Origin of the sequence: Aeromonas media (assembly GCF_020423125.1) — a bacterium.
GTDB lineage: Bacteria > Pseudomonadota > Gammaproteobacteria > Enterobacterales > Aeromonadaceae > Aeromonas > Aeromonas media.
Genome location: NZ_CP075564.1, coordinates 4,509,675 through 4,521,851 on the forward strand (window position 1 = coordinate 4,509,675; position 12,177 = coordinate 4,521,851).

A 12,177-nucleotide genomic window follows, 5' to 3' on the forward strand; every position below is an offset into this window, starting at 1 on the left:
GCGGGAGCCTCAAGCTCCCGCCCTCCTTCTTTTTGTACACAGGCCTGTCATGGAACTCTTGTCACTGGTTTACCGCCAATACCGTTGGCCCTTCATCGCCATTACCCTGCTCAGCCTGCTCAGTGCTGTCAGCGGGATAGGTGTCATCGCCTTTATCAACCAATACCTTATCGAGTCAGTTGGCGATCCGTTGCCGATCCTGGGTCAGCTTGTCGGTCTTATCTTTTTGCTGCTGGTGATCACGCTCGGCTCTCAGCTGGCCCTGACCACCCTCGGTCATCATTTCGTCTACCGGTTGCGCGGCCGCCTGCTCAAGCAACTGCTGGACACCGACGTCGCCCGCATTCGTCAGATAGGGCAGGGGCCGCTGCTGGCCTCCCTCTCCAGCGATATAGGCCAGATCACCATCGCCTTCGTGCGCCTGCCGGAGCTGGTGCAGGGGCTGGTGCTCACTCTGGGTTCCATCATCTACCTCGGCTTGCTCTCTCCCGCCCTGCTCGGTGTTACCGCCCTCTGGGTCACCGTGACCATGGTGGTGGGCTGGCTGCTGGTGAACCGGGTCTATCGCCACCTGGCCCGGATGCGTCAGGCCGAAGACAGGCTCTACCAGAACTACCAGTCCATCATCGCGGGCAGCAAGGAGCTGGCGCTCAATCGCGAGCGTGCCCACTTCGTCTATCACCAGCTCTATGAGCAGAACGCCCGGGATTACCGCCGGGAGATCATCCGCGCCGATACCTATCACCTGAGCGCGGTGAACTGGTCGAACATCATGATGCTGGGGGCCATAGGCCTGGTCTTCTTCCTGGCCAATGGCCTCGGCTGGGCCAACACCAATGTGGCGGCCACCTTCGCCCTGACCCTGCTGTTCCTGCGTACCCCGCTGCTGCAGGGCATTGGCGCCCTGCCGACCCTGATCTCGGCCCAGGTGGCGTTCGACAAGATAGCGACCCTGAATCTGGCCGAGCCGGAGCCCGCGTTCCCGCTGCCGCCGGCCCCCAGTGCCTGGCAACGCATCGAGCTGGAGGAGGTGAGCTTTCACTATCAGGGGGAGGGCGGTTTCGCCGTGGGGCCCATCAATCTGACCATTGAGCGTGGGGAGCAGATCTTCATCATTGGCGGCAACGGCTCCGGCAAGTCGACCCTGGCCATGCTGCTGACCGGGCTCTATCAGCCGGTCTCTGGCCGGATCCTGCTGGATGGTGAACCCATTGCCGATCGCAACGCCTACCTGGCGCTCTTCTCCGCCATCTTCACCGACTATCACCTGTTCCAGCACCTGCTGGGGCCCGAGCCGAAAGAGGCCCTGGTGGCCGAGTGGCTGGAGCGGCTGCAGATGGGCAGCAAGCTTGCCATCGAGGAGGGCTTCATTGCCAACATCGATCTCTCCCAGGGGCAGCGCAAGCGAGTCGCCCTGCTGCTGGCACTGGCGGAGCAGCGCGAGGTGATGCTGTTTGACGAGTGGGCGGCGGATCAGGATCCCCAGTTCCGCCGCATCTTCTATCAGGTGCTGTTGCCACGCCTCAAGGAGATGGGAAAGACGGTGATCGCCATCAGCCATGACGATCTCTATTTCTCCCTGGCGGACCGCCTGCTGGAGATGCGTCAGGGCCAGCTCACCGAGCTGACCGGCGAGCGGCGCGAGCAGGTGAGCCGGGATGCGGTCGCCCATCTGGATAGCGAGGTGCCGGTCTGATACCGGCCGCAAGGGGGAGGCGAGCGCCAACCCCTTTCAGCACAGGAATGAATCATGTTTGAGAGGAAATCTGCCGGTTTTATGGTGAACGCTCGCCGAGCCATGGCGCTCACCGACCCGAGCGTCGAGCACAGAGCCGGCACAGGAGCAGATCATGTTTGAGATGAAAGCCGCCAGCTTCGCGGTCAACGACCGCACCCTGCTGCAACCCACCAGCCTGCGTTTCGAGCAGGGCCGGGTCTATGGCCTTATCGGCCACAACGGCTCGGGCAAATCCACCCTGCTCAAGCTGCTGGCACGCCAGCAACCCCTGAGTGATGGGGAGATACTGTTCGATGACAAGCCGCTGCAGGCGTGGGGCAACCGGGACTTCGCCCGTCAGGTGGCCTATCTGCCCCAGCACCTGCCGAGCGCCGAGAACCTGCTTGGCCGCGAGCTGGTGGAGATGGGGCGCTATCCCTGGCGCGGCCTGCTGGGCCGCATGGGGGCGGAAGATCACCGCCAGGTCGACAAGGCCATCGCGCTGACCCATACCGAGGGGTTTGCCGACCGGCTGGTGGATACCCTCTCCGGCGGCGAGCGGGGGCGGGTCTGGCTGGCCATGCTGCTGGCCCAGGAGAGCCGCTTCATCCTGCTGGACGAGCCGCTGGCCGCCCTGGACGTGGCTCATCAGGTGGAGGTGCTCACCCTCGTCAGGCAGCTCAGTCGCCAGCTCAACCTCGGGGTCGTCATCGTCATTCACGACATCAACATGGCGTCCCGCTTCTGCGATCGGCTGGTGGCACTGCACGGCGGTCGTCTGCTGACCCACGGTGAGCCCGAACAGATCATGACTGGCGAGACCCTGCACGCCATCTATGGCATCCCGATGGAGGTCATTCGCCATCCGGCCCATGACCATGCCATCGCCATCGTCTAGCCGGGGTCCTCTCTTGAATCGTCTACTTAAAATTGTCCCCTGCCTCGTCAGCCTGCTGCTGTCGCTGGCGACGCAGGCCGAGACGCAGCCCGTAGCCCCTGTTGCCGACGGTACGGTTCCGCGTATCGCCACCGTGGACTGGACCATAGCCGAAACCCTGCTGGCCCTCGGCGTGACACCGCTGGCCATGGGGGATGTGGAGTCCTATCGCGCCTGGGTCGGGGAGCCGACACTGCCGGTGGATGTAGTGGATATCGGCCTGCGGATGCAGCCTAACCGCGAGCTGCTGGCCGAGCTCAAGCCCGACCTCATCCTCATCTCCCCGCTGATGGCGTCGCTGGAGCCTACCCTGTCCCGCATCGCCCCGGTGCAATCCATCGCCCTCTATGAACCCGATGCGGATCTGTGGCAGCGGCTGCGCGAGGCGACCCTGACCATAGCCGCGCTGGTGAACAGAACCGCCGAGGCCGAGCGCCAGCTCACCGTACTGGACAGGGATCTGGCCCGGATGAAGACAAGCTTGCCGGCGGAGCTGCCACCCTTGTTGCTGGTGCAGTTTATCGACGAGCGCCACGTGCGGGTATTCGGTCGCCACAGCCTGTTCGAGGCAGTGATGGCGCGGCTCGGCCTGCACAACGCCTGGCAGGGGGAGACCAATGCCTGGGGGTTCTCTGTGGTCAGTCTGGAACAATTCCTTACCCTGCCTGAGGCCCGACTGGTGGTGGTGGATCCTGTCCCGGTCGGGGTGAGCGAGCGGCTGCAGGAGCCCGGGCTCTGGCAGCATCTACCGCTGGTGAAGCAGGGCAAGGTGCTCCATCTGCCCGCCGTCTGGAGTTTCGGCGGCATATTGGCCGCCCGCCGCTTCGCCGACCTGTTGAGTGAGGCCCTGCGAGAGGCGTCACCCTCCGATCCGGCAACCCATGTGAACACCAAGGGGGGCACCCGATGAATCACCTTCTTCCCGCCTCTCTGCTGCGCCCCGGCCTCTGCCTGCTGCTGCTTACCGGCGTGCTGGCCGGTTGGGATCTGGCCCATCAGTTGCCGGATGCGCCCTGGTGGCAGGCCATCTTCTCGCCCAATCTGGACGACGCCCGCCAGGCGGTCATTCACTTCAGCTGGCTGCCGCGGCTGGTGGTCTGCCTGCTGGCCGGTGCCGCCCTCGGGCTAGCCGGCACCCTGATGCAGCAGGTGCTGCGCAATCCCCTCGCGTCCCCCACCACGCTGGGGGTGGCCTCCGGCGCCCAGCTGGCGCTGATGATGGTGACCCTGTTCGCCCCCTCCTGGCTGCTGATCGGGCGCGAGTGGATCGCCATGGCGGGGGGGAGCCTTGCGATGGCACTAGTGTTTGCCCTGGCCTGGCGTCGCCAGCTCAACCCTGTGGTTATCGTATTCGCCGGCCTGGTGATCAACCTCTATCTGGCGGCCATCAGCATGGGGCTGCTGCTCTTCTTCCAGGAGGAGCTCAAGGGCCTGCTGGTGTGGGGCAGCGGTTCCCTGGCCCAGAACAGCTGGAGCGGCGTCCTCTACCTGCTGCCACGGTTGCTGGTGGCGGTTGTGCTGGCGGCGCTGCTGGTTCGCCCTCTGGCGGTGTTGGAGCTGGATGACGCCAGCGCTCGTAGCCTGGGGGTCTCCCTCAAGCAGCTGCGCTTCGCCGGCCTCGGCCTCGCGGTCTTCGTCACCGCCTGCGTGGTGAGCGTGGTGGGGTTGATCGGCTTCATCGGGCTGGCGGCCCCTGTGATGGTGCGGATGTTGGGGGTGAGGCAGCTCGGTTTACGCCTGCTGTGGGCCCCCGTGCTGGGCGCCCTGCTGCTGGCGGCCACCGATCTGCTGCTGCAATCCCTGACCCGCTTCTGGCCCGTGCTGATCCCGACCGGCGCCATGACGGCCCTGCTGGGGGCGCCACTGCTGTTGTGGCTGATCCCGCGCCTCAGCTTCAAGGCGACCCCCAGAGCGACTGTCGGGCTGGTGGTGGCGCGGCATCCGGCGCCGGCGCGTTTCATCGCTATTCTGGTAGCCGGGCTGGTGGTCGTCATGCTGGCCTCTCTGCTGTTTGGCCAGGGGATGAACGGCTGGGGCTGGCCGAGCTGGTTCAGGTGGCAGGCCCAGCTGGAGTGGCGCCTGCCGCGTACCCTGGCGGCCGGTGCCGCCGGCGTCTTGTTGGCCCTGGCTGGCACCCTGTTGCAGCGGGTCAGCAACAACCCCATGGCGAGCCCCGAGCTACTGGGGGTGAGCGGCGGTACCTTCATGGGGGTGATAGCGATGGCCTTGCTGCTGCCTGCCTTGCCGCTGCCCCTGATGTTGCTGGGGGGCGTGCTGGGAGCCTTCGTCTGCCTGCTGCTGCTGGTGCTGATCAACCGCAAAAACGGCTTCCAGCCGGAGCGGATCCTGCTCTCCGGCATCGCCATCACGGCGCTGTTCGAGCCGCTGCAGGCCATCGCCCTGGCCAACGGCGACCTGCGGGTGCAGCAGTTGCTCTCCTGGATGTCCGGCTCCACCTATTACGTCACCCCGCCGGTGGCCTATGGCCTGACTGGTCTGGCGCTGCTGATGCTAGCGGCCTGCCTGCTGGTGAGCCGCTGGCTCGATCTGATGCCCATGGGGCCGGCGGTGGCGACTGCGCTCGGCATTCGTCTCAACCGCGCCCAGCTCATCATACTGCTGCTGGTGGCCGTGCTCACCGCCAGTGCGACCATGGTGATAGGCCCGCTCTCCTTCGCCGGTTTGCTGGCCCCCCACATGGCCAAGCTGATGGGGTTGGTGCGTGCGCGCTGGCACCTGCTCGGAGCGGCGGGATGCGGGGCCCTGCTGATGGTGTTGGCGGACTGGGTCGGCCAGCAGATCCTGTTCCCGCAGGAGGTGCCGGTCGGGCTGGTCTCCACCTTGTTAGGGGGCGCTTACTTCATGTGGTGCCTGCGCCGCCTCTAGGTTTTCGGATAAAAAATGCACAAAAAAAGCCCGGGATGATCCCGGGCTTTTCATTGCCTGCCGTGCAGGTTTATTTGCCGATGCAGAAGCTGGAGAAGATGCGGCCCAGCAGATCGTCGGAGCTGAACTCGCCGGTGATCTCGGAGAGGGACTCCTGGGCCAGGCGCAGCTCCTCGGCCACCAGCTCGCCGGCCACGAAGACCTCGAGCTGCTCCCTGGCCATCAGCAGCCGCTCGGCGGCGCGCTCCAGAGCGTCCAGGTGGCGGCGGCGAGCCATAAAGCCCCCCTCGGTGTTGCCCTGGAAGCCCATGCAGGCTTTCAGGTGCTCGCGCAGGGTGGGCAGCCCCAGCTCTGTCTTGGCTGAGATGCGGTAGACGGCGTGGCCCAGTTCCTGGCTAGGTTCCAGATCCTCGCCAGTCAGGTCGGCCTTGTTGCGCACAACTGTGAGACCGATCTTTTTTGGCAACCGATCAACAAATTCCGGCCAGATCTCCCGCGGGTCGACCGCATCCGTGGTGGTGCCATCCACCATGAAGAGCACCCGGTCGGCCTGCTCTATTTCGGCCCAGGCACGCTCGATGCCGATCTGCTCCACCTTGTCCTGGGTATCGCGCAGGCCGGCGGTGTCGATGATGTGCAGCGGCATGCCATCCAGGTGGATGTGCTCGCGCAGCACGTCGCGGGTGGTGCCGGCGATTTCGGTGACGATGGCGGATTCGCGCCCTGCCAGGGCATTGAGCAGGCTGGATTTGCCGGCGTTGGGACGGCCGGCGATCACCACCTTCATCCCTTCCCGCAGCAGGGCGCCCTGCTTGGCTTCGCCGCGCACCGCATCCAGCTCTGCCATGATGGCGTAGAGATCTCCCGCCACCTTGCCGTCGGAGAGGAAGTCGATCTCCTCGTCCGGGAAGTCGATGGCGGCCTCCACATAGATACGCAACCGGGTGAGACTCTCCACCAGTTGCTGGATCTTGCCGGAGAACTGACCCTGCAGGGAGTGCATGGCGCTGCGGGCGGCCTGCTCGCTGGAGGCTTCGATAAGATCGGCAATGGCCTCGGCCTGGGCCAGATCCAGCTTGTCGTTGAGGAAGGCGCGCTCGCTGAACTCGCCGGGACGGGCAGGGCGGATGCCCTCGATTTGCAGAATGCGGCGGATCAGCATGTCCAGGATGACGGGGCCGCCGTGGCCCTGCAGCTCCAGTACATCCTCGCCGGTGAAGCTGTTGGGGGCCTTGAACCGCAGGGCTATGCCCTGATCCAGCGGCTGGCCCTGCTCGTCCCTGAACGGCAGATATTCGGCATAACGCACCCGGGGGAGCTTGCCGAGCACTATCTCGGCGACTCGTTCGGCGGCGGGGCCCGAGACGCGGACTATGCCGACGCCACCCCGGCCGGGGGCGGTGGCCTGGGCCACGATGGTATCTGTTGTCATCTTGCTTGGCTCATTTGTTCGCTGATGGTTCACAGCAGTGGGGTCATTGTAATAAAAAAGGCGGCCCGAAGGCCGCCTCTTTTGTCATCCATCTTGCCATTAAGAGAGATTAGCTGCGGGTGTGCAGGCCTTTCTTTTCCAGCTGACGATAGATGATGGTCTGCTGGGTAATGGAGATGACGTTGCTCACCAGCCAGTACAGGGTCAGACCTGCCGGGAACCAGAGGAACATGAAGGTGAAGATGATCGGCATGAACTGCATCACCTTCTGCTGCATCGGGTCCGTGATGGTGGTCGGGCTCATCTTCTGCAGATACCACATGGAGGCACCCATGAGGATTGGCAGCACGAAGAAGGGGTCCTTCACCGACAGGTCGGTGATCCACAGGGCGAACGGTGCGTGACGCAGCTCGACAGACTCCATCAGTGCCCAGTACAGGGCGATGAAGATGGGCATCTGCACCAGGATCGGCAGACAGCCACCGAGCGGGTTGACCTTCTCCTTCTTGTACAGCTCCATCATGCCCTGGGACATCTTCTGGCGATCGTCACCGAAGCGTTCCTTGAGCGCCGCCAGCTTGGGCTGCAGCATGCGCATCTTGGCCATGGAGGTGTACTGGGCCTTGGTCAGCGGGAACATGATGCCGCGAACCAGCAGGGTCAGCATGATGATGGCCACACCCCAGTTCTGGACGAAACCGTGGAACACGGTCAGCAACCAGTGCAGCGGTTGGGCGATGAACCAGAGCCAGCCGTAGTCGACGGTCAGGTCCAGGTGGTTTGCCACCTTGGCCATCTGATCCTGCAACTTGGGACCGACCCACAGCTTGCCGCTTACTTCGGCCTGCTGACCGGCAGCCACGTCAACCAGCGGCGCCTTGTAGCCGATGATGGCCTGGTCTTTACCCGGGATCACGCGGCTGTAGAAGCTGTTGGTGTCCTCGGCATTCGGTGCCCAGGCAGAGACGAAGTAGTGTTGCAGCATGGCGACCCAACCACCCTTGGTGGTCTTGTTCAGGTCGGCATCCTTCATCTCGTCGAAGGTGTACTTCTTGTAGCGGGTATCTTCGCTGGAGAAGGCACCACCACGGTAGGCGCTGGCCACCATGGCATGACCTTCCTGGTCCTTCGGCGTGGTCACGGTCTGCTTCAGCTGACCATAGAACTGCACCTGAACCGGCTCGGCAGACTTGTTGTCGATCTTGTAATCGACACCGATGGCGTAGTCACCGCGCTTGAGTACGAACTCCTTGGTGAAGACCACGCCCTTGCTGTCGGTCCAGGTCATCGGTACGACGACTTGATCCTGACCGTCGGCCAGCTGGTAGCTGGTCTGGGCGGCTTCATAGGTGGGACGACCCTGGGGCTGGCTGTCCGGGCCATCGCGACCCACCAGACCACTCTGGGCAACATAGAGGTGCGCAGGCTGGCTGGTCAGCAGGGTGAATGGCTGTTCCTTGCCTTCTTCCAGCTTGTGGGCCAGCAGTTCGGCAGAGACGATGTCACCGCCCTGGGTATCCAGGGTCAGCTTGAGCACGTCGGAGGAGACGGTGACCAGCTTGCGTGCGGTGGTGGCGTTGGCTTGCTCGGAAACCTGAGGAATATCACCGGTCTGACCGGCTTCAGGTACGAAATGTTCGGTTTGGGCCACGGTAGTCGGGGCCGGCTTCGGAGCCTTGTCGGACTCCCACTGTTGCCAGAGCAAGAAGCTCACGAACAGCAAACCGATCAGGAGTAAATTGCGTTGTGATTCCATAGTCTTCAGTTTCTTCGCTTTGGTTGCGGAACCGGGTCATAACCACCCTCGGATAAGGGATGGCATTTTAATAGACGTTTGCTGGCTAACCAAACGCCTTTTATGAAACCGTGAAGTCGGATTGCTTCTATCGCAAATTGGGAACAAGTCGGGGTGAAACGGCAGCGCGGCCCGAGCAGGGGACTAATGATTAGCTGATACAGGCGTATCAGTTTGATAGCTACCCATTGCAACGGCGTGACAGAGTGCGCCATAGCTTTTCCAGTAACTTGAACAGCTCTTCGTTGTCCATCTCCTTCACGCCACCCTTGGCTATGACGACGATGTCGATAGCGGGCAGATTGGCCTGATTGAGACGGAAGCTCTCCCGTACCACTCGTTTGACACGGTTACGCCAGACGGCACGCTTGAGTGCTTTTTTGGGCACAGCTAGGCCAAGACGGGGGTGTTCGAGGGAATTGAGGCAAGCAAGAAGCGTAATTTGCGGAGAAGCGGCCCGGACAGGCTCGGCGAAAACGCGTTTGAAGTGTTCGGGAGTTAACAGACGTAACTCCCGAGAGAAGGTGTGCTGGGTAGGCATTAGACTACCAGGCGGGCACGACCCTTGGCACGACGAGCGGCCAGAACTTTGCGGCCGTTGGCGGTAGCCATGCGAGCGCGGAAACCGTGAGAGCGCTTGCGCTTCAGGTTGGACGGTTGAAAAGTACGTTTCATGATTCGATTCCGTATTTCTGTACAGTTTTGATTGTCACACTTAGCCGACGCGCCAGCTATAGCGTGTGACGACTAGCAAAAGAGGCCGAATTCTAAACAGAGTTCGGCTTCTCGTCAATCCGCCGTTCCCTCTCATCTTCTTCTGGCTCAACAATAAGCAGGAGAAGCTGGCAGGATCCAGAGGATCAAGGGCCCCGAATTATACTGGCAACCCCGGGTTAAACAAGGATCCACCAAGAAAAAAGGCGGCCAGGCCGCCAAAGAGAGAGCTATTTCAGCACTTTTCGCAGGAACTCCCGGGTGCGGGGATCCTGCGGATCGACCAATATCTGATCCGGCGGGCCCTGTTCGACGATCCGGCCCCCCTCCATGAAGATCACCCGGTCTGCGACATCACGGGCAAACTCGATCTCGTGGGTCACTACCACCATGGTTTGATGCTGGCGGGCAAGCTCCTTCATCAGCCCCAGCACCTCGTCGACCCATTCGGGATCCAGGGCCGAGGTGGGCTCATCGAACAAGATGACCTTGGAGTGAGCCGCCATGGCGCGGCCTATGCCGACCCGCTGCTGCTGGCCGCCGGAGAGGGAGGCCGGGTAGGCGTCCTGCTTGTCGGCGAGGCCGATGTCCTTGAGGATGCCAAGGGCGGTGGCACGGGCCTCCGCCTTCGGCTGTTTCCAAACGGTGATCAGCCCCTCGGCTATGTTGTCCAGCGCCGTCTTGTTGGCAAACAGGGCATAGTTCTGGAACACGAAGGAGGCGCGCTTGCGCAGCTCAATGGCCTGCTGCTCGCTGGCATGGGCCAGATCCAGCTGCAGATCATCGATGGCAAGGGTGCCTGCATCCGGGGTCTCCAGCAGGTTGAGACAGCGCAGCAGGGTTGACTTGCCGGTGCCAGAGGGACCGATGATGACGACAATGTCACCCTTCTTCACCTCCAGATCGATGCCGTTCAATACCTGATTGCCGTCATAGGCCTTGGAAAGACCCGTTAACTTGATCATGACAGGTCTCCTTTAACAGGCGCGGCCGTTGAGAGGTACTTCCAGCCTGTGCCGCAAGTGGGTAATGGCTTGTTCATCATCGCTGGCATCCTCTTAGTAAGCACGATTGAGGCGTACTTCCAGCAGGTGCTGCAAGCGGGTGAAGAAGATGACCACCACCCAGTAGACCAGGGCCACCGCCATGAAGCTCTCGAAGAACTTGAAGGAGGAGGCCGCTTCCATCTGCGCCTTGCCCATTATCTCCGCCACTCCCAGGGTAAACGCCAGTGAGGTGCTCTTGATCATGTCGATGAAGTAGTTCATCAACGATGGTGTCGCGATGCGGGCAGCTTGCGGCAGTATGATCCGCTGCATCGCCTGCAGCCGGCTCATGCCGATGCTGAGAGCGGCTTCCATCTGGCTCTTGTGGATGCCGAGAATGGCGGCCCGGATCGACTCGGCCATGTAGGCGGCGAAGTGCAGGGTCAGACCTATGATGGCGGCGGTAAAGGCATCCATTCCCACGAAGATCGGAAACAGTTGCGGCAGCCCGTAGTAGAGCAGGAACAGCTGGACGAGCAGGGGGGTCCCCCGGAAGAACGAGATATACAGCATCGCCAGCCAGTGAATTGCGGGAACGCGAAACACTCGTACTATCGCCAGGATCAACGACAGTACGAGTGCCAATACGAATCCCCACAGGGCCATTTCCATCGTGGTGCCCAGGTATTTGAGCAGGATGGGAAACAGCCCTAGCGTGTACTCGAGATCAAATTCCATCATTTATTTGCTGGTGATGTCCGCTGCGAACCATTTTTCCGAGATCTTGGTCAGGGAGCCGTCTTTGCGCATGGCGGTCAGCGCCTCGTCGACCTTCTTCAGCACGGCCTGTTTTTCCGGGGTCTTCAGGAAGGGCAGGGCGTTCTCGATGGTCTCGAACGGTGCACCTGCCTGCTGCAGCGGCAGCTTGGATTCCTTGATCAGCTGGGCGGTGGAGACGCGGTCCATCACGAAGGCATCGATGCGACCCAGGGCGACGTCCTGCTCGAAGCTGGAGTCATAGGTGCGGATATCGATCTTCTTGTTCGGGTCGTTCTTGCGCAGCAGCTCTTCGAAGTTGGAGCCCAGGTTCACCGCGACTGTCTTGCCTTCCAGATCCTTGAGACCGTGGATGGTGCTGTTGCCCTTGCGCACTACTATCTGGGCGCCGTCATAGACGTAGGGCTGGGAGAAGGCGTACTTGGCCTTGCGCTCATCGGTGATGGTGATCTGGTTGGAGATGGTATCGACGCGACCGGTTTCCAGCATGCCGAACAGGCCGGAGAAGCTGGCGGTGACGAACTCGACCTTGTAACCGGTGCGCTCACCGATCTGGTTCCACATGTCCACCTCGAAGCCCTGCAGCTTGTCCTGCTTGACGAAGGTGAACGGGAAATACTTGCCGGACATGCCGACCTTGATGGTTTCCTGGGCGATGGCCTGGCCGGACAGGCTGGCCAGCAGAATGGCGGCGCCGGAAATCAGCTTGATGGTGGTTTTCATGGGGATTCCTCTCTCTGTAGTTCTGTATTTTTAGTTGTAATCACGGGTTGGCGCTGATGTTATTGGAATAAAATATAAAGAATAAATGATATTTGGTTATATAAAATAACCGCAGCAGCAGGCTCTCATTCTGTCCACATCACCGGTCGGTGGCTGTGGGTAACTTTGGGGATGAAATCAGATCCTGGGGCGTTGGATCCTTGAAAGTCA

12 protein-coding genes are annotated in these 12,177 nt (G+C 61.9%); 4 read left to right on the top strand and 8 right to left on the bottom strand.

The features are described from left to right. The first annotated feature begins 49 nt into the window (after positions 1 to 49). From KI797_RS20860 to fhuB, 4 genes are all read left to right on the top strand, one after another. Positions 50 to 1,696 (top strand): multidrug ABC transporter permease/ATP-binding protein, encoded by a 1,647-nt coding sequence (locus tag KI797_RS20860; RefSeq protein WP_226170899.1) that lies wholly within the window; start codon positions 50 to 52, stop codon positions 1,694 to 1,696. Positions 1,697 to 1,850: 154 nt separating this feature from the next. Continuing rightward, on the top strand, positions 1,851 to 2,615 hold the full coding sequence (locus KI797_RS20865) for an ATP-binding cassette domain-containing protein (RefSeq protein WP_226170901.1): 765 nt from the start codon (positions 1,851 to 1,853) through the stop codon (positions 2,613 to 2,615). A gap of 13 nt (positions 2,616 to 2,628) precedes the next feature. Further along, positions 2,629 to 3,564 (top strand): ABC transporter substrate-binding protein, encoded by a 936-nt coding sequence (locus tag KI797_RS20870; protein WP_396336606.1) that lies wholly within the window; start codon positions 2,629 to 2,631, stop codon positions 3,562 to 3,564. Next, positions 3,561 to 5,540, top strand: coding sequence for a Fe(3+)-hydroxamate ABC transporter permease FhuB (fhuB, locus tag KI797_RS20875; protein ID WP_226170902.1), 1,980 nt, complete (start codon positions 3,561 to 3,563; stop codon positions 5,538 to 5,540). Before KI797_RS20870 ends, fhuB begins: the two co-directional genes overlap by 4 nt. A gap of 70 nt (positions 5,541 to 5,610) precedes the next feature. Here the strand turns inward: fhuB and mnmE are convergent, their stop codons facing one another. The 8 genes from mnmE to KI797_RS20915 form a co-directional block, all read right to left on the bottom strand. Next, complete coding sequence (gene mnmE, locus KI797_RS20880) at positions 5,611 to 6,972, bottom strand: tRNA uridine-5-carboxymethylaminomethyl(34) synthesis GTPase MnmE (protein ID WP_226170903.1); 1,362 nt, start codon at positions 6,970 to 6,972, stop codon at positions 5,611 to 5,613. Between the two features lie 109 nt (positions 6,973 to 7,081). Continuing rightward, positions 7,082 to 8,728 carry a membrane protein insertase YidC gene (yidC, locus tag KI797_RS20885; protein WP_041206623.1) on the bottom strand — a complete coding sequence of 549 codons (1,647 nt, stop codon included), beginning with the start codon at positions 8,726 to 8,728 and terminating at the stop codon, positions 7,082 to 7,084. Between the two features lie 5 nt (positions 8,729 to 8,733). Then, complete coding sequence (gene yidD, locus KI797_RS20890) at positions 8,734 to 8,982, bottom strand: membrane protein insertion efficiency factor YidD (RefSeq protein WP_010672280.1); 249 nt, start codon at positions 8,980 to 8,982, stop codon at positions 8,734 to 8,736. Beyond that, positions 8,949 to 9,308: a ribonuclease P protein component gene (gene rnpA, locus KI797_RS20895; RefSeq protein WP_218410663.1), complete on the bottom strand. Its 360-nt coding sequence runs from the start codon at positions 9,306 to 9,308 to the stop codon at positions 8,949 to 8,951. Before rnpA ends, yidD begins: the two co-directional genes overlap by 34 nt. Then, a complete protein-coding gene (gene rpmH / locus KI797_RS20900; RefSeq protein WP_005307156.1) occupies positions 9,308 to 9,442 on the bottom strand; it encodes a 50S ribosomal protein L34 in 135 nt (44 codons plus the stop codon). Before rpmH ends, rnpA begins: the two co-directional genes overlap by 1 nt. A gap of 269 nt (positions 9,443 to 9,711) precedes the next feature. Continuing rightward, on the bottom strand, positions 9,712 to 10,446 hold the full coding sequence (locus tag KI797_RS20905) for an amino acid ABC transporter ATP-binding protein (protein WP_005326294.1): 735 nt from the start codon (positions 10,444 to 10,446) through the stop codon (positions 9,712 to 9,714). A 93-nt stretch (positions 10,447 to 10,539) separates the two neighbouring features. Next, positions 10,540 to 11,208: an amino acid ABC transporter permease gene (locus KI797_RS20910; RefSeq protein ID WP_082030189.1), complete on the bottom strand. Its 669-nt coding sequence runs from the start codon at positions 11,206 to 11,208 to the stop codon at positions 10,540 to 10,542. Further along, positions 11,209 to 11,967 carry an amino acid ABC transporter substrate-binding protein gene (locus tag KI797_RS20915; protein WP_042650677.1) on the bottom strand — a complete coding sequence of 253 codons (759 nt, stop codon included), beginning with the start codon at positions 11,965 to 11,967 and terminating at the stop codon, positions 11,209 to 11,211. Positions 11,968 to 12,177: the final 210 nt, after the last annotated feature.